The following is a 26,804-nucleotide window of genomic DNA, read 5'->3' on the forward strand; positions in this document are numbered from 1 at the left end:
CCTCACCTGCGCGGGGTGGCGCCGGGGTCAGCGGCTCGCGCCGCTGGCGGGCGGGCCGTCGAAGCGGATCTCGCGGAGCCGGTCGGCGGCCTCGCGGTCCAGCAGGGTGACGCTGGCGGCGGGGGGCAGCCCGCCGGAGCGGGCGCGTTCGACCAGCGATCGCCAGCGCCGGCAGTGCCGGGCGAAGGCGCCGACGGTGACGACCCGGCCGCGCGCGTACTGCCCGGCCCGGGCGGTCGGCGGCGGGATGTCGAGCAGGATGACGTGCGTGCCGGCGCCGCGCCGGCGGGCGAGCCAGGCGAAGCCGTACAGGATGTGCGGCCAGGTGCCCCTGGTGTGGGCGACGACGGAGTGCCCGCGCAGCACCGCCCGCGCGATGCGCACCACGTGGGTGGCGTGCACGAGAGGAGTGCGCGCCCGCGGCGGGACCGGCCCGAGGAATCGCGCCCACCAGTTGCGCGACTGCCGCGAGTCGATCACCCGCACCTCCCCCGCCGGCACCGGTCCGGTCTCACCGCCGTCCAGGTCGTACAGGCGCGCCAGCAGGGTGCTCTTGCCGGCGCCCGGCAGCCCGGCCAGCAGCACCAGCGACCGGGCCGGGTAGCGCAGCCGCTCGGCCCGGACCACGCCGGGGGCCCGGCGCGACTCCTCCCGCGGCCGGCGGCCGCTCTGCTCAGGGATCATCGACCTCTCGTCCTTCCGATCGAGAGCCCGACGGGAAGCGGGCGGAGAGCACCGGCCCCAAGGGCCCGTTGCCCTGACCAACGCGCGAGCCGCGCCGGGAGTTTCACCCCTGGCCTGACCCGGCCCCCTGGGCGCCGCTGACACACCGCGCCCCTGGAGCCGTACCTGCGGCTGCCGGACGGCCACGGCCGCGTCCCCATTCTCCGGCGACGCCTGTGCGTTCGTAGGCACGCCCCTTTGTACTACCGGCCGCCGGTGGCCATGATCGGTCTGGTGCCCTCCTGGAAGAACGCCGGCCGGGTGCCGCGCTACCGGTTCTGCCCCAGCCAGCCCAAGGAGACACACGTGAGCGTCGAGCTTCCCGAGGACCCGTTTCATCGCCGGCTGCACCATGTGGCCCCGGCGGAGATGACGGGCGACACCTCGCAGACCGGCGGGATGCTGCGGCGGGCCGCCATCAGCGGCGCGAGCGTCGGGTCCAGGCGCCTGTGGATGGGCCAGACGCACGTGGCCCCGGCCACGGTGTCCGCCGCCCATCACCACGGCGACTCCGAGACCGCGATCTACGTGGTCAGCGGCACCCCGTCGTTCGTGTTCCTCGACGTGGAGGGCGGCGAGCCGCACGAGGTGCGGATCGACGCCGCGCCCGGCGACTACATCTTCGTGCCGCCGTTCGTGCCGCACCGGGAGGAGAACCCCGACCCCGAGGTGGAGGCGGTCGTGGTCATCGCGCGCAGTACGCAGGAGGCGATCGTGGTCAACCTGCCCGAGCTGAAGTGGACCGGCCCGGTCCGGACGTCCACCTGACCGCGGGACGGCCGCGACGGCTCACCCCGTCGAGGCGCGTGCCCCCGTGGTGCGGATGGACGCCCGGACGGGCGTTCTGGCAGGTGTTACGAGCGGACGCGGACGGCGGGCGCCGGGTCTGCGCCGTCAGCGCGCACGGGCGCTCCGGCCGGCGGGGGACCCGCCGGCCGGAGGCGCTGGGAACCGCGTGACGATCAGCCGTTCAGGCGGCAGCCGTCGGTGGTCCTGCCGTTGTCGCAGCGGTTGAGTTGCAGGCTGTCGAGCAGGTAGGCGAAGGTCTGCCCCGCCGGGCTCACCACCGACAACTGCACGGTGGCCGCGCCGGTCGGCGCGATCGCCGACACCGCGTACTCCTGCCAGCCGGACGTCAGGGAGTAGGTCGAGCTGTCGGAGGTCGAGATGAGGCCGCTGGAGGAGTTGTACCAGGACAGCCGCAGCTTGACGTTGCCGGAGGTGCCGGTGGTCAGGCGGGCGAAGAACTTGTACCGCTGCCCCGCGGTCACCGCCGGTTTGCGGGTGACCGACACCGCGCCCTCGGCGTACGACTGCACGTTCATGGTCAGCGACCGCCGGCCGTCGTAGTACCGCGCCGAGGTCTGCCCGTCGGGTCCCGGCGGGGTCTCCTGCATCCAGCCGCCGCCGGACACGGTGAAGCCCGTGGGGTTGCCGTACGGGGCGTCCGCCTCGATCGTGCGTTCCTGCGCGGTCAGCAGGTCGTTGCTGTACCCCACGTCGCAGCAGGTCGGCGTGGTGAACATCGAGTAGGCGGCGAGGTTGACCTTGCGGGTGTCGGGATAGCTGGAGGTGTAGAAGGTCGCCGAGGTCTCGCTCGGGTCGTAGTAGGTGTTGAACTCCTGGTCGATCTGCCAGTCGTTGTACTGGCTGATCATGATGTCGTTGATCGAGAAGGTGTTCGGCACCTCGCTGACCTTCGCGTGGTCCACGTCGTACAGGTGGATCAGCTCGTGCATCAGGGTGCCGCTGTCCCATTCGTCGGCGGTCGCCACGCAGACGTCGCCGCAGTGGGCGGTCGCCGTGCCGTCGAAGTCCTCGAACACCAGGTACTTGCGGTTGGCGTTGTCGTAACCGGCCGCGAACAGGTCGTCGGCGATGACGTCGGGCGGGGTCTCACCGGCGATGACGGCGTTCTCGATCTTCTCCGGCACCACGAGCGCGTGGGCGTATCCGGAGGAGGTGCCGGTGTTGTAGCCGCTGCGGCAGCTCAGCTTGACGTGCTGGTCGTAGTCGGTGGACTCGTCGAGCAGCCAGTCCATCCTGTCGACGATCTTGGCGATGCGCTCGACGTAGGACTCGTAGTTGTTGCCGTTGCCGTCGTGCCAGGCGTAGATCACCTGGACCGCGGGAGCGGCGGAGGTCGTGTTCTTGGGGTCCGCCGGCGTCGTGGTGCACCCGCGCTGGGGGACGCTGGCGTCCACCGGCTGGGCGTAGGGCGCGACGGGCTCGGTCCCGATGGGGTTGAAGGTGGCGTGCGCCGGGCTCGTCATCGTCAGGACGATGAGACCTGCCGCCACCGCGGCCGAGGCGAAGCGATAAAGCTTCGACGACAAAAGGGGCTCCTCCCGTGGGTAATGCGTGCACGGGAAGACTAATCACGACTTATGGCGAAAAAGTGAACGGCGTGAGTCTTGTCACAATTTATCGATAATCCCGCGCCTAGAGTGACCCCGTCTCAGCCCGTCCATCGCAGGAAAGTGCTATTCATCCGTCGCATCACCCATTCCCCGAAAATAGCCGTGGACCATGCTATTGGGCCCCTATTTGCGATGATCGGCAGATTAGCGTCCTGTGCACTCATTGGGATATCCATGCCCGACCGCGGCCAACGTCAGCTAGCGCCCCCGTTCATCCCTGATCGTTCGTTTGCTCCCGGTCGCCCGGGAGCAAACGAACCAGGGACGGCTAGTGGTCGTGGTCGCAGGAGACGCGGGCCTTCTCCAGTTCCGCCGGGTCGTTCCACCAGAAGGCCGCGGCGCTCGGGTGGACGGGGACACGGGCCCTGACCTTGCCGCGGGCCGCCAGGGCGGCGGGCGGCCCGGCCTGGTCGGTGGTCGTGGAGGACGGGTAGGGCGCCAGTAGCCCCTCGACCGTGTGGTGCCTGCCGCCGACGACGACGGCGACGACGTTCGCGGCGTCCTCGATGCGCGTCAGCGGGTCGCCGTCGACGATGGCCAGGTCGGCGTACATGCCCTTGCCGATCCTGCCCAGCGGCAGCCCGAGGTAGGCGCCGGACGTGCTCGTCGCGGTGATCAGCGTCTCCCGCGGGGTCAGGCCGTACTTCACCATGGCCCGCAGGTTCATGTGCAGGCTGACCGCGAGGTGGTCGATCGGCGCGTCGGTCCCGGCGGTGACGACGCCGCCGCCGCGGACCATCGCCACCAGCTGCGCGACCTGGTTGGCGAGGTTGGCCCGGTTGGCCGTCTGGTCGGTCGTCCGCGCGGTGGTGACGCTCGCCTCGAGCTTGGCCATCCGCCAGTTCGGGTAAAGCCGGCGGACCCGCTCGTCGGTGACCAGCGAGGTGTCCTCCTTGTAGAGGGTCGCGGAGCCGAACAGGGTCGGGGTCCTGGCCATCTTCGAGGCGTTGAACATGGCGATGACGTCGGAGTAGGCGGAGCCGACGTTGGTGACCGTGCGCGAGTAGCCGAACCTGTTGGTCGCGCCGACGTGCTCGGTGCCGTCTCCGCCCATCGCGATCGCCGGGTAGTGGTAGTGGGAGGTGACCGGCTTGCCCCTGCGGTGGGCCCACTCGATGACCTCCTTGTGCCAGACGACGGGCAGCCGCACGTAGCACTTCATCAGGTCGTAGCCGAGGTCCTCGGCCCTTTCCAGCTCGAGTCTCAGCTGCTGGTGGGAGTAGGTCGGGCGCATGAAGTTGTAGTAGACGCGCGGCCCGTCGATGGCCTCGCCGGTGGCGATGTAGCGCGGTGCGAGCCGGGCGCCCGACTGGACCGACTCGCGCTCCTCGACCATGTGGTAGGCGGGTGAGCCGGGCGAGCGGGTGGTCGTCACGCCGAGGGCGAGCCACAGCGGCCCCTGCCGCGACCCGTAGGCGTACCCCTGCATCTCGCGGTGGTGGTGGATGTCGATCAGCCCCGGCATGACGAACCTGTCGCCGGCGTCGACGAGCGTGCCGCGCCGTCCCGGCTGGTGCGGCTCGACCGCGACGACGCGCTGCCCGCGCACGATGATGTCGACGTCGCGGGCCACGGTGGCGGAGACGCCGTCCCACATGCGGCCGGCGTGCACGACGACCTCGTCCGGGCCGGGGTCGTTGCGCCAGGACAGCTCGACGGGGACGGTCCGGACGTGCCCGCCGTCGACGCGGACCGTCTTCAGCCTGCCGCCGTTGAGGTAGAGCAGGGTGGCGGAGTCGCCCGCCCACACCGGGGCGTCCGACACCTCCCGGGTGACCTGCCGGGCGGGCCCGGTGGGCCGTCCGGCCGGGTCGACCGGCAGCACCCATACGACCGACTCCATGGCGAAGGCCAGCATGGTGCCGTCCGGCGACCAGACGGGGCCGTCGTCGCCGCGGGTCTGCAGGGACCGGTGCGGGGCCGGGTCGACGTAGGCGCCGGCGCCCGTCGCCCGGTCGACCAGGAGGATCTTGGACAGGCCCTCACGGTAGCGCCGCGAGTACGGCACGACCGCCGCCAGCGCGATCGTCCTGCCATCGGGCGACCAGGTCGGCCGGCCCGGCTCGAAGGTCGCGTCGAAGACCTTCTGGACCTCCCCGGCGGCGACGTCCAGGACCCACAGGGCGCCGTCCTGGTCCAGGTAGGCGATCTCCTTGCCGTCCGGTGACCACCGGACCGACAGGGCGGCCGAGTCCGACAGGTGGGTGAGCTGCGTGTCGGCGCCGGTCGCGAGGTCGCGGACCCAGATGTTGAGCGTGCCGGTGCGGTCGGTGACGAACGCCAGCCGCCGCCCGTCCGGGGAGAAGTCGGGGTCGGCCTTCCACCACCGGTCGCCGAACAGCGGGGACGGCCTGCCTCCGGCGCGCGTCAGGTAGATGTCGTTGAGCGCGCGGAAGGCGATGGCGGTGCCGTCGGGGGACACCGCCGGGCTGCCGATGCCGGCGACCGGGAACCTCCCGGGCGCGTCGAACACGCGGACGCTCTTGCGGTACCTCGGGGTCGTCGTGGTCAGCGCGGCGGTGAAGCCGACCGTGCCGGCGGACGCCGAGCCGAGGCGGCGGGTGCGGACGGCGCCGCCGGAGGTGTAGTAGTAGCGCCCGTCCCGCAGGAACCGCGCTCTGAACGGGAAGACCTCCTCGCCGGAGACGAGCGTGCCCGCGGTGCAGGCCAGTTCGTTGACCCCGTCGTGGAACAGGTGGTAGGCGATGTCGGTCCCGTTCGGCAGGAAGGACGGCTGATGGATGACCTGGCCGGCCGGGACGGTGACCGCGGTGCGGCGGGCGCCGGTGGCCACCTCCACGACGTCGATCCTGGTGTCGGCGACGACGAACGCGACGCGGCTCCCGTCGGGCGACCAGGCCGGTTCGTACTCCTCGGCGGAGGTGTCGGCCAGGACGCGCGTCGCGCCGGTGGCGACGTCGAACAGGTGGACGCCGTAGCCGCCGCCGGCGTCGCTGGAGTAGGCGATGGTGCGCCCGTCCGGGCTGTAGCGGGGCTCGCGGTGGTCGAAGGGCCCGGTGGTGAGCCGCCTGATCGCCGACCCGTCGGGGCGGATCGTCCACAGGTCGAAGACGGCGTCGCGGTAGGACTGGAACACGATGGTGGACCCGTCGGGCGACCAGTCGGGCTGGGCTATGTCGTACAGGTCGCTGGTGAGCCGGCGCGCGGTGCCGCCGGAGGCCGAGCAGACCCACAGGACGCCGAGCATGTCCAGGGCGAGCGTGCGACCGTCGGGTGAGACGGCGACGGCGAAGTCGGTGCCGGACGCGACCGGGGTGCGGCCGTCGCGGCCGTCGCCCGTGGTCTCGGCGCGCGCGGGGAGGGAGGGGACCAGCGTGGCGGCCAGAGCGCCTCCGGCGCCGGCCAGCACCGCCCGGCGGGACGGGCGGAACGGTGAACCGGTGGGGAGGACGGATGGGTCGGGGGAGGCTGGTGTGGGGGACATTACGACAGTATGCGCGCCGGAGCGCTGACCGGAAGGTGACATCGAGCCGACCGGCGGCGCCCCGGACCGCCGACCAGCACTAACGACAGACACCACTAATTCGTCAAAAGCCCTACGTACCCCGCAAATGCCACAATAAAGAAATAAAGCCCATCTAGCGACATTCGGAACTTCGTCCCCATAACATCGAGCGGGCCGCCTTCGTGGTCCCTTGAACTCCGTTCGGCACCGCGGCCGCGGTCTCGGACCTCTCAGCGTCACGGAAGGTTCGCCGATGTCAATGCCCTGCCCGGTGACAGGCCCTGTGGCACCGACCGGCGTCCGTCGTCCCGCACCGGCACGCCACGGCGCCGCGGCGCTCGGCCTCGCCGTCGCCACGACCCTCGCGGGGGTCGCCGTCGACCCGGCTGCCGCGTCCCCGGACGCCGCCGTCGGGCCGGTCTTCCAGGACGGCCTCGCCCAGCCGGTGTTCTCCGCCGACCCCGACGACTGGATCCGCCAGGAGGTGTGGGTCGAGACGACGGTCGACAGCGACGGCGACGGGCGCAGGGACCGGGTGCACGCCGAGGTCACCCGGCTCCGGGAGACCGAGACGGCCGGGCTGAGGTCGCCCGTCGTGTACGAGGCCAGCCCGTACTACGCCGGCGGCAACCCGATCGGCAACCACGACGTCGACCACGAGCTGTACGAGGCACGGCGCCCAGGCCAGGACGACCGGGACGGCCAGGTGCTGGACCCGCGGACCGACGAGCGGCCGGCCGCCGCCGACGCCGACGGGGCCGGGAACGCCAGGAGCATCGACGGCACCGGCCCCGGACCGGCCATCAGCACCAGCCACGAGGCCAACTGGCTGCCGCGCGGTTTCGCCGTCGTCCACGCCGAGTCGCTGGGCAGCGGTGGATCCGACGGGTGCCCGACCGTCGGCGGCCGCGACGAGACCATCGGCGCCGCCTCCGTCGTCGACTGGCTCAACGGCCGGGCGAAGGCCTACGACGCCACGGGCGCGCAGGTGCGGGCCACCTGGACCACCGGCAGGGTCGGCATGATCGGCACCTCCTACAACGGCACCCTGCCCAACGCCGTCGCGAGCACGGGCGTCAAGGGGCTGGAGGCCATCGTGCCGATCTCGGCGATCTCGAGCTGGTACGACTACTACCGCGCCAACGGCGCCGTCGTCGCCCCCGGCGGCTACCAGGGCGAGGACACCGACGTGCTCGCCGAGTACGTCTACACCCGCGCCGACCGGGCGGTCTGCCGGAGCGTCATCGACAGGCTCGCGAAGGCGCAGGACCGGGTGACCGGCGACTACAACCGCTTCTGGGACGAGCGCGACTACGTGAACGACGTCCGCCGCGTCCACGCCGCCGTCCTGGTCGCGCACGGGCTCAACGACTGGAACGTCAAGACCAAGCAGGCCGCGCGGTGGTACGAGGCGCTCAAGGCGCGTCACGTGCCGCACAAGATCTACCTGCACCAGGGCGGCCACGGCGGCTCCCCCGGCCTCGACGTGCTGAACCGCTGGTTCACCCGCTACCTGTGGGACCACCGCAACGGCGTGGAGAACGACCCGCGGGCGCTGGTCCAGCGTGAGGACCGCAGCCTGGTGCAGTACGCCGAGTGGCCCGACCCGGCCGCGGCCGGCGTCCGCCTGCACCTGGCGCCGGGCGTCGGCGGGGCCGCGGGCGTGCTCACCCCCGGCCGGACCCGCCAGGGCGCGCCGGTGACCGAGACCTTCGTCGACGACGCGTCACAGCCGGCGCAGGCACTGGCCGACGCGGCGGCCTCCGCGAACCGCCTGGCCTACAGGTCCGGCCCACTGGCCGGCGCGGTGCGGCTCAGTGGCACCCCGGAGCTGTCGCTGCGGATGTCCTTCGGCCGGCCCGCCGCCAACCTCACGGCGCTGCTGGTCGACCACGACCCGAGCGGCAAGGCGAAGATCGTCACCCGGGGCTGGGCCGACCCGCAGAACCGCCGGTCGCTCTGGAGGTCCGACCCGGTCAGGCCCGGCACCCCGTACCGCCTGCGCTTCGACATGCAGCCGCACGACTATGTGTTCCCGGCCGGCCACCGGATCGGCCTGGTGCTGCTGTCCAGCGACCACGACCACACCATCCGTCCCGCCCCCGGCGCGACCCTGACCCTCGACCCCACCAAGAGCACGGTCACGCTGCCGCTGGTGGGAGGGACGAACGCCCTCATCCCGGTCACCGGCTGACCCCGCCTCCACCCGGCGGGGCGCGCCACCCGGACGGCCCCGCCGCGCGGAGGCGGCACCGGACACCCGGAGAACAGAGCCGACCGGCCTCCGGCGTACGCGTCCTCCGGTACGCCGCTCTCGCGCTCCCCCGCTCGTCCGCGCACCTGAGGCCGCCGAAGATTCCGGGTGATCCCGGTCAACCAGGGGTGGCGCCCGGGGCGTGTCAGGGGTGGCTTTCAGCGACGAGAGGAGACCGGGTGGATGCCGATTTCGCGGATTTCGTACGGCGCCGGGGAGACCATCACCTGAGAACGGCCGTCCTGCTCACCGGGGACTGGCACACCGCCGAGGATCTGGTGCAGTCCTGCCTCGGCAAGTTGTACCGGGTATGGGACCGGCTGGACACCAGCAGCGAACCCGACGCCTACCTGCGCCGCATCCTGGTCAACACCCACCGCTCGTGGTGGCGCGCCCGGTGGCGGCGGGAGGTCCCCCGTCCCGACCTGCCGGAAGCGGCCGGCTCGGGCGATGTGGCGGATGCCCGGGCGGTGGCCGAGGACGTCCGCAAGGCGCTGGCGAAGCTGCCCGTCAGGCAGCGCACGGCCCTGGTGCTGCGCTTCTTCGTCGACCTGCCCGAAGCGGAGGTCGCCGACCTGATGGGCTGCTCCACGGGCACGGTCAAGTCCCACACGCATCGCGGCCTGCGAGCGATGCGCCTGCTGATCTCACCCGAGACGGCTGTCAACCAACCCGAGCAGGAAGGGAGTGGAGTCCGGTGAACCACCAACGACAGGAGCCTTCCATGAACGAGAGTGAACTCCGCACCCTGCTCGTCAGGGCGACCGAGGATCGGCCCGCGGGCATCGACCTCATGCCGGTGACGACCCGCGCACCCCGGCGGGCCCGGTCCCTGGTGCCGGTGATCGCCACGGCCGGTGTCGCCGCCACGGTCGGCACGACCGTGCTGGTGCTGCTCGGCGGCCAGCCCTCGGCACAGGCCCAGGTGGCCGCCGCGGTGGACAACACCAGCAAGGAGAGCTACCGCATCCACGGCGATTCCGGCGCCAAGGCGTTCGACGGCGCCTTCGACCCGGTCCGGCGCGTCGGCGTCGTCAACGGGAGAAGTGGCGGCGGGACCGACACCATCTTCATCGGCGACCGGATGTACATCAGAGAGGCCGGCGCGGCGAAATGGCACCTCTACCCGCGCGACCAGGGGCAGGAGAAGGGCGCGCCGGCGGCCACCGCCCTGGTCAAGCTCGCCCCCCAGGACCCCCAGGCCGCCCTGCAGAAGCTCCGGTCGGCCACCGACGTCCACGAGGACGGCACGGCCTCGGGAACCGGCTGGACCGGCCGGCGGTTCACCTTCTCGCTGAAGGACCAGAAGTGGACCGGCCCTGCCGGCGCTTCCAAGGAGTCGTTCGACGCCACCGGCTCGGTGGAGGTGGACGACCAGGGACGGGTCCGGCGGCTGGAGGTCACCTTCAGCGACAACGGCCAGCGTGACGTCATCGACTTCGCCGACTTCGGCACTCCGGTGACGGTCACGGCACCGCCCGCCGACCAGGTGGAGCAGAAGCCGGGGCCCGATCCGGACGACAAGCCGACCGGCAAGCCGGGCGACCCGACCCGCAAGCCCGGCGACCCCGGCAAGCCGGACGACAAGCCGGTGGACCCGGGGCAGAAGCCGAGCGAGGAGCCGTCCGCCAAGAAGCCCTGACCGGCACCATCGCGGAACCGGCGCCATCCCATGACGGCGCCATCGCATGACCCGGGCCGGAGCGGTGTCCGCTCCGGCCCGGAGCGCTTCTCCGGGGCCCGTCCCGCGCCGGACGGGCTGGTCGTAGCGGGCGGCGTCGTCGGCAGGCCGCGCGCAAACGGCCCTCAAGCGCCTCGCAACCGGTGCCCCTTATCACTGGAGCGTCAGAGAACGCCCGCCTCGACCCGGGAGCGAGACGCCATGAGCACCATCCTGCGCGATCATGCCGGACGGAAGATCGCTTCGACCGCCGCACTGCTGTCGCTGCTCGTCCTGGGCGTGGCCCCGGCGGCCGGCGCAGCGTCCGCGGGCGGCCTGGCCCGGAGCATCACCGGCACGCTGACGATCGAGACCAACGACTACGAGCCCGGGTTCTGGGCCGACGACGAGCACTGCCGCACGACGATCCGGCTTTCGCGGTTCGTCCCCGACACCGGCTCGGTGAGCTACCGCCCCTACGCCAAGTGCGGCGGCGAGATCCGCACCGAGGTGTTCGCCACCCACAAGATCGTCTCCAACGGCAACGTCCTCACCACCGGGCGCGTCGACTTCTACGAGGGCGCCACCTCCGACACCAAGGAGCTGTCCCACAGCGTGGCCTACCAGTTCTACCTCTGGGCCGGCCAGTCGACCCAGTACAGCATCAAAGTCTGGAACTTCAGAGAAGGAGAGAGTAGGGACTGGGCCCGGGTCACCTACAACGTCCGCAACAGCTGACGGCGGCCCCGGCGCCACCCTGCCGCGCCCTGCTGTGTCGCGCCTCCACAGGACGCGGAGGCCTCCACAAGACGCGGAGCCGTCCCCGTGCGACGGGACGGCTCCGCTCGGACGCGCGGGGGTCTATCCCCAGGGCTGGTCGACGCTCCAGCTCACGTCGGCGGCCCATGCCGTGGCGTTGTCGAAGGTGTTGGAGCCTCCGTTGCCGGCGATGTAGACGGTGTTGTTGTAATGCCGCAGGAAGCGGGTGGAGTAGTTGTAGGAGGCGAAGGACGTGCCCTGGCCGCTCTTTCCGGTCTGCGGGCAGAAGGTGGCGTCGGCGGCGAACTGCGAGCTGCCGTCGTTGTGCTGACGGTAGAGCTGGTAGTTGTAGTGCCGCAGGAAGTCGCCGGGGTAGTTCCTGGACTCGAACGACACGCACGAGCCACTGGCCAGGCCGGCCCGCACGATCCAGGTGGCGTCGCTCTTGTCCAGAGACGAGCTGGAAGAGTTGATCACCGAGGTGACGACCTGGTCGTTCTGGTGGCGGATGTAGCGGTCGGTGTAGCCGGAGGTCGTCGCGCGCAGCGAGATCGACGAGCCGGGGGTGAGCGTTCCGCCCGGGATGCCGCCGCCGGAGGTCGAGTACCCGGCCGCGACGATGCTCGCCTGCACGGCGTTCTCGGTGGCGTCGGAGGGATAGCCGGAGGTCATCACGCCTTCGTAGAAGGTGCCGCGGGCGCCGACGCTGTTGTCGCCGCCGATGCCCAGGATGATGGCCCCTTCCTTCTTCATCGGGTTGTAGCCCGACACGTTCGGCCGCACCCCGTTGTAGAAGGTGGAAAGGCTTCCCGACTGGGCGTTGCCGCCGCGGATGGCCCAGTGGTTGGGCTCGCCCTTGACGATCGCCGTCAGGAACCGGTGGCTGATGCTGGGGTCACCGGCGTTGTAGTGCTGGTTCACCCCGGAGAACAGGCCGTTCTCCAGGTCGGCCATGATCCACGGCCCGTTGCCCGCGCCGTAGCCCCACACCTTGATGTTGCCGAAGTAGATGGCCTCCATCGTGCCGTTGCCGTTGTCGCGGCTGTTGGTCTCGGCGTTGCCGTAGTCGAAACAGCAACCACCGTTGTAGTGCGTGCCGTCGAAGATGGCGTACATGCCCTCCGGCTGGTCCCCCTTGGCCACACCGTTGGTGTTGTTGTTGCGGTAGCCGGTGCCCGGGGCCACGTACACGCCGTAGGCCTTGTGCCCGCCCACCATGACCGGCGCCGCCGTCGCGTTCGCCAGGTTGTCGTACCCGCCCGCGGCCGGGCCGGAGAACCCGCCGGGAGGCGCCTGGGTCAGCCGGTTGTTACGACCCGACTGGTCGTAGATGACGCTGATGAGGCACGTCGCATTGGCGCAGAACGAATCCTGCGCGGCGGCGTCGGCGACCCCGCCCGCGCTGAGCACGCCGATGTCCCGGGTGGCGTTGTCGGACGTGCGGCGCACCTGGTACAGCGGGCCGTTGTAGGCGCCGTACAGGGCGCGGGTCGTGCTGTGCGCCGCCACGCACGGCGTGCCGCCCGCGGCGTAGATGTCACACGCCTGCGAGGTGGCGGCCTGCGACGGCGCGGAGACGCCGGACAGCAGGCCGGCGGCGAGCGCGACCACCGCGCCCGCGGACAGCAGTGCCTTTTTGAGATGCCGGAATCCGGACCGGACGACCATGTTCGTACCTCTGCGTTTCCTTGGGCCGCGAATGCCGGAGATTTCGGGCAAGGACGCCGGCCGAAAGGCGTGAGCGGTCACCGCGGGACCATACGCGGGACGATATGCCCGTTGACCTGCGGCATCGCGACAGGGATAGAATGGGGGGTGTTTTGTTAGCGCTAACATCCCTGCGGGTTATACGGCCTCCGGAGATGTGGTGCATATGGGGGTGACCGGCTCACTATGAACCGGCGCCGTCAGTTACGTCAAGGTTTCACCGGAGTTATGAAATGAGTTTCACGCCCCAAGGGACCCGTAGGTCGATCTTCGGGCCTCGTTCCGCGAGGCAGGGCCCGGACGGCCGGGCCGGCTCTCGGGCGGCCTGCGTGGGCGGACCGCGTGGAAGGCGATGAGGTCGCGGCGGTCACGTGACCGGCTCTGACCGACCGGCCGTATCGACCACCGACGGATGATCACCGGAAGGCTCCGGGCGGTCCGGGCGGGGGCCTCACCCCCTCCTGTGTCGCCGGGCGCCACGCGAACCCTTTGCCGGCCGGCCCGGTCAAGCCTGGCCTGTCAAGCCGGGCCGGCCACAGAGGCGCCCACATAAATCCATATAGGCCAATAATCCACCCCCGATCCGGCGGGACGGCCACTCGCTGACGCACCGCCATGAACTGGGCATCTTCCTTCTTCCCGGCCGCCGATCCGGGAAAATCCATTCGCCCCGGCCGCCCATCCTGCGTCAGCATGGCCTCAGGCGGTGCTTATTCAGAAGGGCTGGCGGCTGTGCTCGGAGCGTTCAAATCCCCCGGAGAAGAACCGTCCACCCGAAGGTCGGCCGTTCTGCTGGTTCTTCGGTACTACAGCGGGCAGTTGATGACTCAGTGGAAGATCGCGGTCCCCGCGTTGGTCCTGCCGGCACTGGGCAACGTGAGCCTGTTCTACCTGGCGCCGCTCGCGGTGGCCGGCATCGTGGGACGCCTGGCCGAGGGCGGCGGGGACGGCACCATCGGCGTGCTCGTGCCGTACGTGCTCGGCTTCGGCGCGCTGCTCCTGCTGGGCGAGGTGCTGTGGCGGGTGGGCCTGCACTTCCTGAACCGCACCGACGCCCGGGGCATCGAGCGGCTCGGCGTGATCGGCATGGACGAGCTGCTGGCCAAGGACTCCACGTTCTTCCACGACAACTTCGCCGGCTCGCTCACCAAACGGGTGCTGAGCTTCTCCGGCGGGTTCGAGGGCTTCGCCGACACTCTGGCCTTCTCGATCGTCGCAAAGGTGGTGCCGCTGGCGTTCGCCTCGGTGGTGCTGTGGCGGTACCACCCCCTGCTGGTCTTCGTGCTGCTCGGCCTCATCCTCTTCACCGGCTTCGTCGTCGCCCCGCTCATCGGCCGTCGCCAGAGACTGGTGGACCAGCGCGAGGCCGCCAAGGTGCGGGTGTCCGGGCACGTCGCCGACGTGCTGGCCAACATGGAGACCGTGCGCGCGTTCGCCGCCGAGCGCCGCGAGGCCGCGGAGCACCGGGCCCGGGTCGCCGAGCAGCGCAGGCTGTCGCTCCGTTCTTGGGACTACGGCAACCTGCGAGTGGACACCGTCGTGGCGCCGCTGTCGGTGCTCACCAGCACCGTCGGCCTGCTCCTCGCCGTCGCCCTGCGCGGCGGCCTGGGCGTGGAGGCGGTCGTGGTGACCTTCAGCTACTACTCCAACTCCATCAGCCTCATGTTCGAGTTCAACCAGATCTACCGGCGCATGGAGAGCGTGCTCACCGAGTCCGCCCAGTTCACCGAGCTCCTGCTCACGCCGCCGGGCGTGGTCGACCCCGACGACCCGCAGCCTCTGCGCCCAGCCGACGCGAGTGTCCGGTTCGAGCGGGTGGTGTTCGCCCACGCCGGCAATCCCCTGCTGTTCGACGGCCTCGACCTGCACATCCCCAGCGGCACCAAGATCGGCCTGGTCGGCCGCTCGGGCGGCGGCAAGACCACGCTCACCCGGCTGCTGCTCCGCCTGGTGGACATCGAGGGCGGCCGCATCCTGATCGGCGGCCAGGACATCAGCCGGCTCCGCCAGGCCGACCTGCGCGGCCTGATCGCCTATGTCCCGCAGGAGCCCGCGATGTTCCACCGGTCGCTGCGCGACAACATCGCCTTCGCCCGGCCGGACGCGACCGAGGCCGAGATCCAGCGGGCCGCGCGGGCGGCGCACGTCACGGAGTTCGCCGAGGCCCTGCCGGACGGCTTCGACACCCTGGTCGGCGAGCGGGGCGTCAAGCTCTCCGGCGGCCAGCGGCAGCGCGTCGCGCTCGCCCGCGCGATCCTGCGCGACGCGCCGATCCTGCTGCTGGACGAGGCCACCAGCGCGCTGGACTCCGAGAGCGAGATCCTCGTCCAGGAGGCCCTGTGGGACCTCATGCGCGACCGCACCGCCCTGGTGGTCGCCCACCGGCTGAGCACCGTGGTCCGCATGGACCGGCTCATCGTCCTCGACCAGGGCCGCGTGGTGGAACAGGGCGACCACCGCGAGCTCCTCCAGGCCCAGGGGCCGTACGCCAGCCTGTGGCACCACCAGTCCGGCGGCTTCCTGGCCGAGGAGGAGCCCTCGGACGCCGTCCACCGCTGACGCGAGGCGTGGCGCGCGGGGGCCGTACCTCCACACCGCCGACGCAGGAGCGGGGGGCGGCCACTCCGCACCGTCCCCGGGTGCGCAGTGGCGCGCCGGGGCGGCCGCTCGGCGCCGTCCCCGGGTGCGGAGTAGTGCGCGGGGCGGCCGCTCGGCACCGTCCTCTATCGCGGGCCGGTATCCCCTGCCGGTCTCCGGCCTAGGGCCGCCCGCATTGCGATCACCGTGTAGGCCACCAGCACGGCGAGCCCGGCCCACCACGGGAGCGGGTAGTACCCGGCCGACGGCGCGTAGTGCGCGGTCACCTGCGGATGCTCCGCCACCGTCTGCTGCACGGCGAACGCCGCGGCCGGGGTGAGCCGCAGCAGCCACTCCGCGACCGCGTCGGGCAGCAGCGGGACCGCCGTGACGGCGTAGGGCAGCGCGACCAGCGACAGCCCGATCACGATCGCCGCCCAACCGCGGCGCAGCCACACCCCGAGCCCGTACGCGAGCACGGCGCACAGCGCGAGCACCGCGGCGAGGCCGGCGATCACCTGGATGCCGGTGTCCGTCGGCACCGGCACCGGGACGCCTTTGCCCCGCAGGATCGCCGTGCCCGCCGGGAAGGCGACGCCGACGCCGACCAGGCCGGTGAGAAAGGCGGCCGCCGCCGCGAGGGCCGCCCGGGCGGCGCGCACCCGCCGGGAGACCACCTCGCGGCCCGTGCGGGCGCCGAAGCGCGCCGCGACCACCAGCACGATGATCAGTGCGACGACCAGGCCGGACAGGACGGATATAGGCGCCCCCTCCTCCCTCGCCGGACCTATGTCGCCGGTGCCGGAGACCGTGATGACGCCGTCCTTCTCCACCGCTCCGGATGCGTTGTGGTACTTCTCCCAGTCGGTGTGGTTCATCCCGCCGACGGCGTCGCTGTGCCAGGCGCCGGGGGCGCCGCCCTGGACGGCGACGTGGTCGAAGACGCCGACGGCCTGGGTGAAGCGGACCTCCTCGACCGCGCCGCCGAGGCCCACCGGGCGCAGCGTGAGGTCGCCCGGCGAGGTGGCGAACAGCCCGACCTGCACGGTGTCCGGCAGCCCGTCGAGCCTCGCCGTCGCGACGGTGCGCCACTTCGCGCCGTCCGCGGACTCGGCGCCGCTTATGGTGTCGCCCGAGCGGGTCAGGCGCAGCCAGCGCGGCGACCGCTCCGACACGCCGCCGGCGTCGCCGGCGACGTCGTGCTCGTAGTCGTACTGGAAGCGCACGCCGTGGCTCCCTGTCATCAGCAGCGCCGCGTACGGCGAGCCCTGCCGCAGGCCGTCCTTGACGATGATCCCGGCCTTGGCCCACGGCACCAGACCGGGCACGATCTGGTCGTGGTCCGGCGGCGGATAGGTGATCGTCCCGGTCATCGACGTCATCCGCACCGTGATGGCGCCCTCGCGGCCGAGGTCGCGGTGCAGGAACCAGAACCGGTCGGCGACGAGGGAACCGTCGCGGGCGATGGGAACGGCCGGGCAGGGGCCCGCGCAGGAGACCTGGACGCCGGAGGCGGACAGCAGGGCCAGCGCGATGACGGCGAGCGCCGCGGCGCCCAAGGCGATCAGGCGGCCGGGGCGGCGGAACGCGGCCCACTCCCGCCGGAGAAGTTCGGTGGTCGACATGCGCCGGTTCTACAGATCGGCGCATAACACCGCCCGAACCGGCGCCGTCATGCGTTTGTCACCCGCCGGACGATCACCGCGCGCCCTGCGTCCGCCCTGCGGGGAGGCGAGGACACCGACGCGGGCCGGACGCCCACGCCCGCGGTGGCCTCGGCCCGATCACCGGCCGAGTGCGGCCATGCCGTGCTCAGGCGAACGCGGGCCCCAGGGATGGGTACCACCATGGTGGGGAGCTGCCCGGCGCGTCGCCCGGGCGGCGGAAAGCGATCGGGGGGTCTGATGAAGGGGTACGACCTTCAGGGACCGGCACTGGAACTCGGGGCCCTGGTGCGCGAGGACGGCGCCGCCGACGCCGCCGAGCGCATCCGGATCTCCCTGAGCATGCTGAACCGGCACGGACTGGTGGCCGGGGCGACGGGAACGGGGAAGACCAAGACGCTCCAGCTCATGGCGGAGCAGCTTTCGGCCCAGGGGGTTCCGGTCTTCCTCGCCGACGTCAAGGGCGACCTGTCGGGGCTGGCCTCGCCGGGCACGGCCTCCGGGCGCCTCACCGCGCGTGCCGCCGAGGTGGGGCAGAGCTGGCGGCCGGCGGCGTGTCCGGTGGAGTTCCTCTCGCTGGGCGGCCTGGGCTCCGGTGTGCCGATCCGCGGCACCATGACGGCCTTCGGGCCGACCCTGCTCGCCAAGGTCCTCGGCCTCAACGAGACACAGGAGTCGTCCCTCGGGCTGATCTTCTACTTCGCCGACAAGAACGGCATGCCCCTGCTGGACCTCAAGGACCTGATCGCGGTCATCCGGTACCTGACCGCCACTCCGGAGGCGTTGAGCGGGATCGGCGGGCTGTCGGCGACGACGGCGGGCGTCATCCTGCGCGCGCTGACCAACTTCGAGGCGCAGGGGGCCGAGGCGTTCTTCGGCGAGCCGGAGTTCGACGTGCGCGACCTGCTCCGGGTGACGGGGGACGGCCACGGGGTGGTCTCGGTGCTCGAACTGCCCGCCGTGCAGGACCGGCCGCAGCTGTTCTCCACCTTCCTGATGTGGTTGCTCGCCGACCTGTTCCACGTGCTCCCCGAGGTGGGCGACGTCGACCGGCCGAAGCTGGTGTTCTTCTTCGACGAGGCGCACCTGCTGTTCGACGGCGCGTCCAAGGCGTTCCTGCGGTCGATCACCCAGACGGTGCGGCTGATCCGGTCCAAGGGCGTGGGAGTGTTCTTCGTGACCCAGTCGCCGCAGGACGTCCCGGGCGACGTGCTGGGCCAGCTCGGCGCGCGGGTGCAGCACGCCCTGCGCGCCTTCACCCCGCAGGACGCCAAGGCGCTCAAGGCCACCGTGTCGACCTTCCCCGCCTCCTCCTACGACCTGGAACGGCTGCTCACCGGGCTCGGCATCGGCGAGGCCGTCGTCACGGTCCTGTCGGAGACCGGCGCGCCGACCCCCGTGGCCTGGACGCGCCTGCGCGCCCCCGAGACCCTCATGGCGCCGTCGAGCCCGGAGGTGGTCCAGCAGGTCATCGCGGCCTCGCCGCTCCGGGAGAAGTACGGCACGGCGCTCGACCGCCGGTCGGCCTACGAGATCCTGTCCGCGAAGCTGGACGCCGGGACCGCGGCGCCGTCCGGCCCCGAGGCACCGCGCGAGCCGGACAAGGAGCGGGAGCGGCGGTCGGTCTTCGAGAACGTGCTGGAGTCCAAGGAGTTCCGCTCAATGGCCCGCTCGGCCGCCTCCGCCCTCGGCCGCGAGATCACCAGATCCATCTTCGGCACCGCCCGCCGCACCCGCCGCTGAGCGGAAAGGCCGGAGCGCGCCCGCCGCGTCGGGCTCCGGCGGGCGCGCTCCGAAGGCGTGGCCGCGCTCAGTCGCACTCCGTGGGCGTGAGGGCCATCGTGGCGAGATGGCGGGCGATGCCGTTGGTGTCGGTGTCCTGCACGTTGCTGAGCACGACCACCGCGATGTCGTCATCGGGCAGGTACATGTTGCTCGCCGCGTAGCCCTGGAGCAGACCCGGGTGGTACCGGAGCCGGTGGCCCTCCAGCCGGTCGACGAGCCAGCCGAAGGCGTACGCGCTCGACGGCAGGTTGAGGCAGCCGTCGGCGGGGCACCGCGCCTGGGGCGTGAAAGCCTGCCTGACGGTGGCGGGCGGCGCGATCTTGTACGCGCCGAACGCCCTGTCCCAGCGGACCAGGTCGTCGACGGTGGAGTAGATGCCCGTCGCGGAGAACGCCTCAGAGCCGCTGATCGGCGGGGCCGGCGAGCCGAGCGTGAAGTAGCCCTTGGCGTATCCGTCGGGTGGATTTCCCCTGCTGTATCCGGTGTCGCGGAGTTTCAGCGGGGCGGTGACCTGGTCGCGCAGGACGGTGCCGTACGGCTCGCCGGTCACGTTCTGGATGATCGCCCCGGCCAGGATGTAGCCGGAATTGCTGTACTCCCAGCTCGTGCCGGGCTTGAAGTCCAAAGGCTCGTGCAGGAACCGCTTGATGAGTCTTCTGGTCGTGGTCGGTTCCGAGAGCTTGGCATAGAAGTCCGGCAGCAGCTGGATGTCGGGGATGCCGGAGGTGTGGGTGAGGATCTCGCGGATCGTGATGCGCCGCCACGCCTTCGGGCAGGCATTGATGTATTCCGGGATGAGGTAGGGGCAGACATGGTCGTCGAGACCGAGCAGCCCCTGGTTGCGCAGCTTCAGCACGATCATCGAGGTGAACTGCTTGGTGACCGAGGCGATGCGGAAGACCGTACCCGGCTCGTTCGGGATGTGCTGTTCCTCGTCGGCCTCGCCGGCGGCGAAACGCACCATCACCTCGCCATCTCGCACGACCAGCGCCGAGCCGGTGAACTGCTGCTTCGCGGCCAGGCCCTCCAGGTACGCCTGCATCTCCCCGACGACCTGGTCATCGCGCGCCACCGCCGGGGTGTCCAGCGGCCCCGATCTCCGGCCGGCCTCGCGATCGCTCCCGAGGCGCCCCGCGACGGAGCTCTGCGAAGACGCGGCGCCGACCGGCGGGGCCACACCCATGACCGCGCCGGTGATCGCCCCACTCATCACAACAAAGCGGACCACATTTGACCACTTGACCATATTTCCTCCTTTAAATAAACGCCCCTGCCCCGTAATTCCCCACTCACCGAGCCAGACGAGCGAGCCCACTGAGCACACCCGCCCGCCGCGCTCGCCTGAAACTGTTTTCTCCCCCACTCCACCCCCGGACACCTCTCACCATCACTTCCTTTCCTCACCTCTCCGCCCACGCCCTCGAATGCCTCCGAATCACCGACCAACAGGGCTGTAAGTGATTAATTATGAAAGCAGGGTTTTCACTCACTCACGCGCTATTTCCAGACTCGGCCGGATGACGTCGCCGGGCCGTGGCGCAGCGAATCGCCACCGGGGCCGACACGGCCATCAAGTAGGCTTCAGCCCATGGGGGTTACCGGTCACATGCCAGCGCGGGACGCTCCTCGCGGCCGGTCCGCGAGCATCTGGGACGTCGCCAGGGCGGCCGGTGTCTCCCAGCAGACCGTCTCCCGGGTCATCAACGGCAAGACCCGGGTCAGTGAGGAGACCCGCGCCAGGGTCCAGCAGGTCATCGCCGAACTCGGCTACCGGCCCAACCGGCTGGCCCAGGCGCTGGCCGGCGGGCCGGTCCGCTCGGTCACCGTGCTGACCTCCGACACCGCCCTTTACGGCGCCGCCGCCACGCTGCGCGGCATGGAGGAGGCGGCCAGGACGGCCGGCTTCTCGGTGGGCATCAGCGTGCTCGACCGCGACTCCCCCCAGAGCGACATCGCCCTGCGGCTGAGCCGGCCCGGCGAGCCGGTCATGGTCATCGCCTTCGACGACGCCGGCCGGCGCGCGCTCCACGCGCTACCGCCGGACGTCCCGGTGACCGCCGCCGTCGAACGCCGCGCCGACGACGACATCGATGACATCGACGACTCCGGCGGCGGCCCCTGGCAGGTCTGGCTGGACGACCGGGCGGCGGCCGCGCACGCCACCCGCTACCTGCTCGGCCTCGGGCACCGATGCGTCCACTACGTGGCCATCCCCTCCTCCACCAGCCCGCTCCCCCAGCGCACCCGCGGCTGGCAGGACGCCCTCCGTGGCGCGGGGCGTCCCCTTCCCGAGCCGCTGCAGGGCGGCTGGACCCCGCGCTCGGGCTTCCTCGCGGTGCGCTCGCTGCTGACCGACCGTTCGGTGACCGCGATCCTGTGCGGCAACGACGACCTCGCCCTCGGCGTCATGCGCGCCGCGCGCGAGGCCGGCCGCGACATCCCCGGCGACCTCAGCGTCGTCGGCTTCGACGACTCCCCGCCCTCGGCCTACCTCAACCCTTCGCTCACCACCGTCCGGCTCGACTTCGAGGCACTCGGCCGCGCCTGCTTCGCCCTGCTGCACCACAGGCTGGCGCCGCGGACCGCCCTCGCCGTTCCCCCGTGGAGCGAGCCCGAGCTCATCGTCCGCGAAAGCAGCGGCCCCGCGCCCGCCTGATCCGCGGAACGCGCGAGGAACGTCATCGAAAGGCCGAGATGATCCACCACGATGCCGAACGACGCCTGTGGGTGCTGTCTGGACCGTCCTGCTCCTATGTCGTGCGTCTCGACGACGCCGACAGACCGCGGGTGCTGCACTGGGGACGCCGGCTCACCGCCGAGCAGGCGGCCTCGCTGCTGCCGCCCGAGCCGCCGTTCCGCCCCGTGGAGGACTCCGCCGAGGGCACCTGCGACCTGGCCGCGGCCGGCGGCCTGAGCTACGGGGACGCGGGCCTGCGGGTGCGATTCGCCGACGGCACGCGCGACCTGGAGCTCGTCCACACCGGACACCACCGCACCGATCGTGAGCTGGTGCTGGCGTACGCCGACCGTCACTACCCGCTCGCCGTCGAGTGCCACTACCGCCTGTACGACGACAGCGACGTCATCGAACGCCACCTGGTCGTGCGCAACGCGGGCGAGCCGGTCACCGTCGTGCGGGCCGACTCGGCCACCTGGGTGCTCCCCCGCCTCAACGACTACCGGCTCAGCTCCGTGCGCGGCCAGTGGGGCGCGGAGACCCGCCTGCACCGGGCCGGCCTGCCGTACGGCGAGACCGTGCTGACCAGCCGACGAGGGGTGACCAGCCACCAGGCCAATCCCTGGGCGATGGTCGACGACGGCACGGCGGGCGAGGAGCACGGCGCCGTCTACTCCTGCGCGCTGGCCTGGAGCGGGAGCTGGCGGCTGACCGCCCAGCGGCTGCCGGCCGAGCGGGTGACGCTGTCGGCCGGCGCGGGCCACGACCCGGTGACCTTCGAGCTCGGGACCGGTGAGGAGCTGGTCACGCCGGTGTGCGCGGGCCTGTACGCCGAGGGAGGCTTCGGCGCCGCCGGCCGCGCGTGGCACGACCACCAGCTCCGGCACGTCCTGCCGCATCCCGGCGAGACCCGGCCCGTGCTCTACAACTCCTGGGAGGCCACGGGCTTCGAGGTCTCGCTGGAAGGCCAGACCCGGCTCGCCGAACTGGCCGCCCGCATGGGCGTGGAGCTGTTCGTGATGGACGACGGCTGGTTCGGCGCCCGCACCCACGACGCCGCCGGGCTCGGCGACTGGCGTCCCAACCCGCGCCGCTTCCCCGACGGGCTCGCTCCGCTGATCGACCGGGTGCACGAGCTCGGCATGCGGTTCGGCCTGTGGGTGGAGCCGGAGATGGTCAACCCCGACAGCGACCTGTACCGCGCCCACCCCGACTGGGTCGTCCACCGGCCGCACCGCACCCGGACCGAGCACCGCAACCAGCTCGTGCTCGACCTCAGCAGGCCGCAGGTCGCCGACTGGCTGCACCGGACCCTGGACGAGCTGCTCGCCAAGAACGACATCGACTTCCTGAAGTGGGACATGAACCGCCCCTTCACCGAGGCCGGTCCGGACGAGCGGCTGTGGACCGGCCACGTCCACGCCCTGTACGACGTCCTCGACCGGCTCCGGGCCGGGCATCCCCATGTTCGGGTCGAGTCGTGCAGCAGCGGCGGCGGCCGGGTGGACCTCGGCATCCTGCGGCGTACGGACCAGGTGTGGACCTCCGACAACACCGACGCCCTGGACCGGCTGGAGATCCAGCACGGCTTCTCCCAGCTCTACCCGGCGCGCGTCATGGGCGCGTGGGTCACCGACAGCCCCAATCCCTACACGGGACGGGAGGTCCCGCTCGACTTCCGCTTCCATGTCGCCATGGCCGGCGTGCTCGGCGTCGGCGGCACCTTGACCGACTGGAGCGAAGCGGAGCTGGCACGGGCCGCCGAGCTGGTCGCGGCCTACAAGCGGATCCGCCCGATCGTGCAGCACGGCCGCCAGTACCGCCTGCTGCCGCCGGACGGCGAGCTGTCGGCCGTGCAGTACCTCGCCCGCGACGGCGCGCAGGTCGCCTTCCTCGCCTTCCGGCGGGCCCGTCGCTTCGGCCACGCGGAGCCGGGCATCCCGCTGCGCGACCTGGACCCGGGGGCCCGCTACCGGGACGCGGCCACCGGCCGGATCCACCACGGCGCCGTGCTGCTGAGCCACGGCCTGTTCCCGGACCTGGCTCCCGGGGACTACGCCAGCGCCATGGTCCACCTGATCCGCGAATAGCGCCCGCGCGCGGGCGGACCGCCGGCGCCCGTGAGGGTGCTCCTCGGCCTCGCGCGTACCGCTCGGCGCGGACCCGGTGTCGGGGGGGCGGCTCACGCCGGGGTGAGGACCAGCCGGTAGGCGCCGGTGGCGTCCTGGCCGGCGATCGTGATGGTGACGCCGCCGTGGGCGAGGGTGCGGGCGCCGGACCACAGCCGGGTCGCCCCGGCCACGTTCGCCGTGCGCCCCGAGCCCGGGACGGACTCGAGCGTGGCGGTGACCGAGGGGCCCAGGCCGCCGATGCCGTCCACCCGGATCGAGGAGTCGCCCGACCGGCCCGCGAAGACCAGGCTGAAGGTGCGCCCGGCCGCGTCGTAGGCGGCCACGCCGTCGTTGGAGGCGGCCGGGGTGACCTTCACGATGTTCCCGGTCTGGTCGGCGTACCACTTGTACATCCAGTACGACGCCGTCGGCCGGCCGTCGTGCAGCAGCCCGTTGAGCGTGCCCGGCTCGTACCAGAACGCCCGCTGTGCGTCGCGCACGCCCTCCCGCTCGAACTGCGCCACGTAGTGGTTCACGCTGGCGGGCACGTCGATCTCACCGGTCGCGGCGTACTCGTTGATCGAGATGGGCCGCGGCGCGATGCCGAGCTCGCGCTCCAGCGCCCGGTAGGCCCGGACGTCGCCGGTGACCCGCTCCCACCCGTTCAGTTCGTGCCAGGACACCACCTGAGGCAGGGCGCCGGCCGCCTTGGCGGCGGTCAGGAAGGACCGCATCCAGTCGAGGTCCCACCGCGAGAAGCTCGGGCCCATGATGGCCTGGTTCGGCGCGCTGCGCCGGATCCGCCGGTAGGTGCGGACCCATCCCTCCTCGAAGGGGACGCCCGCCTCCGAGGGCCAGGTCCAGTCCGGCTCGTTCCACGGCTCCCAGGCGTCGATGCCGGCGACTCCCGCGGACGTGGCCGCGGCGATCATCTCGTCGATCCGGCCGTACCAGTCGTCCCAGCTCGTCCAGCAGTACGGGAAGCCGTCGAAGCTGTCGGCCATGTCGACGGTGATCGCGGCGCCGATGGCCTCGGCGCTGGCCGCGATGACCAGCGTGTCGCCGACCGGGACCGGAGAGCCGTTCGGCCGGTGCTGGTGCAGCGGCGGCGGCTGCCGGAGCCGGTGGAGCCTCAGCGGCCGCATGATCGACACCGGCGGGGTGCTCGCGTCGGAGAGCCCGTACAGGGTGCCCGACCCTACCCGGGTGACCGGACGCACGACGGTGCCCGCGTCCACGACCAGAGTGCCGTCCTCTCCGGCTGTGCCGTTCATTTCCGCTTCGCCCGTCCGTCGCCGGCCGAGAAGGCGGGTGGCCCGTGCATGCTGTCCTCCTGGGGTGGGGGCCGTGTCACGCACGTCGTGCGGCGTCGGCGGCCGCCGGTCTCGCGTCACAGGAAGCCGGGCGCCGGACGGCGAGGCCGGGTGACCGCCCGGGGCCGGCGCATCACGTGGTTTTCGTGGCGTTCTCTGAGTGTGATCGCTAACATGACGGTCTAAGGCGGTATTCGCCCCATGTCAAGCCCCCACTTCCCCCAGCGCCGCATGACGACAGGAGCAGGAATGCCGGATCTGACGGCCCCCACGCCGGCCGAGCATGCCCTCAAGCGGATCAACACCGCGGTCGCGCACCCTGCCCGCATCTACGACTACCTGCTCGGCGGCAAGGACAACTACGCGGCCGACCGCGAGGCGGCCGAGAACCTCGTCAAGGTCTCGCCCGGCACGCGCGAGGGCGTGCGCGCCCACCGCGCCTTCCTGCGCCGGACGGTGCGCCACCTCGCCGCGGAGGCGGGCATCTCGCAGTTCATCGACATCGGGGCCGGCATTCCCACCCAGGGCAACACTCATGAGATCGCGCAGGAGTCCGATCCCGACGCGCGCGTGGTCTACGTGGACAACGACCCGATCGTGCTGATCCACGGCCGCGCCCTGATGACCGGCAGCCCGACGGGGGTCACCAAGGTGATCGAGGCCGACCTGCGGCAGCCCGAGGCGATCCTCTCCCACCCCGACGTGACGAACGTGATCGATTTCGACCGTCCGGTGGCCGTCATCCTGGCGGGCGTCCTGCACTTCGTCACCGACGAGGAAAGCCCGTACGAAACGGTCGAACGGTACAAGGCCGCCGTGTGCCCGGGGAGCCGCCTGCTGCTGTCGCACATCACGCTCGACTTCGCGCCCCACGTGCGGCAGGAGGAGTTCACCAAGCCCTACGACAAGAGCACCGCGCCGATGGTGCCGCGCACCCACGCCGATGTGCTGCGGTTCTTCCAGGGCTGGGACCTGGTCGACCCTGGCCTGGTGGAGGTGGTGCGGTGGCGGCCGGACCAGAGCGAGCGGCACGACCACATCCCGGGCGGCGGCCACGCCTGGGCCTACGGCGGCGTCGCGACCAAGCCCTGAAGCCGGCCGCCCGTGCCCCGCGGTGCGGCGGAACAGGATTCCGCCGCACCGCCGGGCACGCCCCTCCTGCGTGAGGGCGCCCGGGCGGGGCGCCCTTCAGCGGATCAGGGGCTGGTGCAGGTGGCGGTCGGGGTGGCCGCGGTGCCGTTGGCGGTGAAGCCGAAGGTCGTGGACCCGTTCGCCGGGATGGACCCGTTGTAGGCGGCGTTCTTCACCGTCACGCTGGAGCCCGACACGGTCTGCGTGCCGTTCCACAGGCTGCTGATGCTCTGCCCGCCCGGCCAGGTCCACCGCACGGTCCACCCGTTGACCGCCGAGGTCCCCGCCCGCACGGTCACCGTCGACTGGAACCCGCCGCCCCAGCTGTTGGTCGTCTCCATCGTCGCCGAGCACGCCCCGGGAACCGGCGTGGGCGTCGGCGTGGGAGTCGGGTTCGGGGTGGGGGTCACCGTGGGAGTCGGGGTCGGCGTCGGCGAGGGGCCCGGGCCGGCCGCGTTCAGGGCGTCGAGGACGGAGGTGTAGGCCTGCTTTTTGTTGAAGTTGCCGTCGAAGAGCAGGGGGGTGTCGCCGGAGCGCCAGGAGTATTTGTCGGTGAT

The 26,804-nt window shown here is 71.7% G+C and carries 18 protein-coding genes; 10 read left to right on the forward strand and 8 right to left on the reverse strand.

Annotation, left to right across the window (positions count from 1 at the left end):
• Window positions 1-27: 27 nt before the first annotated feature.
• On the reverse strand, window positions 28-684 hold the full coding sequence (locus tag ABZT47_RS05615) for an AAA family ATPase (protein WP_354836524.1): 657 nt from the start codon (window positions 682-684) through the stop codon (window positions 28-30).
• A 261-nt stretch (window positions 685-945) separates the two neighbouring features.
• Between ABZT47_RS05615 and ABZT47_RS05620 the strand changes: the two genes are divergently transcribed.
• The gene (locus tag ABZT47_RS05620) at window positions 946-1,491 is read left to right on the forward strand and encodes a cupin domain-containing protein (protein WP_354836582.1); all 546 of its coding nucleotides are present in this window, start codon (window positions 946-948) and stop codon (window positions 1,489-1,491) included.
• Window positions 1,492-1,685: 194 nt separating this feature from the next.
• Here the strand turns inward: ABZT47_RS05620 and ABZT47_RS05625 are convergent, their stop codons facing one another.
• Together ABZT47_RS05625 and ABZT47_RS05630 are read right to left on the reverse strand one after the other, a co-directional pair.
• On the reverse strand, window positions 1,686-3,059 hold the full coding sequence (locus ABZT47_RS05625) for a hypothetical protein (protein ID WP_354836526.1): 1,374 nt from the start codon (window positions 3,057-3,059) through the stop codon (window positions 1,686-1,688).
• Between the two features lie 352 nt (window positions 3,060-3,411).
• Window positions 3,412-6,588 carry an amidohydrolase family protein gene (locus ABZT47_RS05630; RefSeq protein WP_354836528.1) on the reverse strand — a complete coding sequence of 1,059 codons (3,177 nt, stop codon included), beginning with the start codon at window positions 6,586-6,588 and terminating at the stop codon, window positions 3,412-3,414.
• Window positions 6,589-6,880: 292 nt separating this feature from the next.
• On the opposite strand from ABZT47_RS05630, the gene ABZT47_RS05635 reads away from it, so the two are divergent.
• From ABZT47_RS05635 to ABZT47_RS05650, 4 genes are all read left to right on the forward strand, one after another.
• Window positions 6,881-8,803 (forward strand): Xaa-Pro dipeptidyl-peptidase, encoded by a 1,923-nt coding sequence (locus tag ABZT47_RS05635; RefSeq protein ID WP_354836530.1) that lies wholly within the window; start codon window positions 6,881-6,883, stop codon window positions 8,801-8,803.
• 239 nt (window positions 8,804-9,042) lie between these two features.
• A complete protein-coding gene (locus ABZT47_RS05640) occupies window positions 9,043-9,564 on the forward strand; it encodes a SigE family RNA polymerase sigma factor (protein ID WP_354836532.1) in 522 nt (173 codons plus the stop codon).
• A gap of 23 nt (window positions 9,565-9,587) precedes the next feature.
• The gene (locus tag ABZT47_RS05645) at window positions 9,588-10,505 is read left to right on the forward strand and encodes a hypothetical protein (RefSeq protein ID WP_354836534.1); all 918 of its coding nucleotides are present in this window, start codon (window positions 9,588-9,590) and stop codon (window positions 10,503-10,505) included.
• A gap of 240 nt (window positions 10,506-10,745) precedes the next feature.
• A complete protein-coding gene (locus tag ABZT47_RS05650; protein ID WP_354836536.1) occupies window positions 10,746-11,261 on the forward strand; it encodes a hypothetical protein in 516 nt (171 codons plus the stop codon).
• 123 nt (window positions 11,262-11,384) lie between these two features.
• On the opposite strand, the gene ABZT47_RS05655 is transcribed toward ABZT47_RS05650, so the two are convergent.
• Window positions 11,385-12,950 carry an alpha-L-arabinofuranosidase B gene (locus ABZT47_RS05655; RefSeq protein WP_354836538.1) on the reverse strand — a complete coding sequence of 522 codons (1,566 nt, stop codon included), beginning with the start codon at window positions 12,948-12,950 and terminating at the stop codon, window positions 11,385-11,387.
• Window positions 12,951-13,811: 861 nt separating this feature from the next.
• Here ABZT47_RS05655 and ABZT47_RS05660 point away from each other — a divergent pair.
• Window positions 13,812-15,548, forward strand: coding sequence for an ABC transporter ATP-binding protein (locus ABZT47_RS05660; protein WP_354836584.1), 1,737 nt, complete (start codon window positions 13,812-13,814; stop codon window positions 15,546-15,548).
• Window positions 15,549-15,712: 164 nt separating this feature from the next.
• On the opposite strand, the gene ABZT47_RS05665 is transcribed toward ABZT47_RS05660, so the two are convergent.
• The gene (locus ABZT47_RS05665) at window positions 15,713-17,191 is read right to left on the reverse strand and encodes a hypothetical protein (RefSeq protein ID WP_354836540.1); all 1,479 of its coding nucleotides are present in this window, start codon (window positions 17,189-17,191) and stop codon (window positions 15,713-15,715) included.
• A 279-nt stretch (window positions 17,192-17,470) separates the two neighbouring features.
• Here ABZT47_RS05665 and ABZT47_RS05670 point away from each other — a divergent pair, with 279 nt between their 5' ends.
• Entirely contained in the window at window positions 17,471-18,973 is a 1,503-nt protein-coding gene (locus tag ABZT47_RS05670; RefSeq protein ID WP_354836542.1) for a helicase HerA-like domain-containing protein, read from the forward strand.
• Window positions 18,974-19,040: 67 nt separating this feature from the next.
• Here the strand turns inward: ABZT47_RS05670 and ABZT47_RS05675 are convergent, their stop codons facing one another.
• Window positions 19,041-20,261: a serine hydrolase domain-containing protein gene (locus ABZT47_RS05675; RefSeq protein ID WP_354836544.1), complete on the reverse strand. Its 1,221-nt coding sequence runs from the start codon at window positions 20,259-20,261 to the stop codon at window positions 19,041-19,043.
• Between the two features lie 360 nt (window positions 20,262-20,621).
• On the opposite strand from ABZT47_RS05675, the gene ABZT47_RS05680 reads away from it, so the two are divergent.
• Together ABZT47_RS05680 and ABZT47_RS05685 are read left to right on the forward strand one after the other, a co-directional pair.
• The gene (locus ABZT47_RS05680; RefSeq protein WP_354836546.1) at window positions 20,622-21,671 is read left to right on the forward strand and encodes a LacI family DNA-binding transcriptional regulator; all 1,050 of its coding nucleotides are present in this window, start codon (window positions 20,622-20,624) and stop codon (window positions 21,669-21,671) included.
• 38 nt (window positions 21,672-21,709) lie between these two features.
• Window positions 21,710-23,782: an alpha-galactosidase gene (locus tag ABZT47_RS05685; RefSeq protein WP_354836548.1), complete on the forward strand. Its 2,073-nt coding sequence runs from the start codon at window positions 21,710-21,712 to the stop codon at window positions 23,780-23,782.
• Between the two features lie 92 nt (window positions 23,783-23,874).
• Here ABZT47_RS05685 and ABZT47_RS05690 read toward each other — a convergent pair whose 3' ends face one another.
• Entirely contained in the window at window positions 23,875-25,077 is a 1,203-nt protein-coding gene (locus tag ABZT47_RS05690; protein ID WP_354836550.1) for a hypothetical protein, read from the reverse strand.
• A 288-nt stretch (window positions 25,078-25,365) separates the two neighbouring features.
• On the opposite strand from ABZT47_RS05690, the gene ABZT47_RS05695 reads away from it, so the two are divergent.
• Complete coding sequence (locus tag ABZT47_RS05695; RefSeq protein ID WP_354836552.1) at window positions 25,366-26,208, forward strand: SAM-dependent methyltransferase; 843 nt, start codon at window positions 25,366-25,368, stop codon at window positions 26,206-26,208.
• 104 nt (window positions 26,209-26,312) lie between these two features.
• Here ABZT47_RS05695 and ABZT47_RS05700 read toward each other — a convergent pair.
• A partial coding sequence (locus ABZT47_RS05700) for a cellulose binding domain-containing protein (protein ID WP_354836554.1) occupies window positions 26,313-26,804 on the reverse strand: 492 nt, incomplete at its 5' end.

It is taken from the genome of Sphaerisporangium sp. NPDC005289 (assembly GCF_040607455.1).
In the GTDB taxonomy this organism is placed as follows: Bacteria; Actinomycetota; Actinomycetes; order Streptosporangiales; family Streptosporangiaceae; genus Sphaerisporangium; species Sphaerisporangium rhizosphaerae.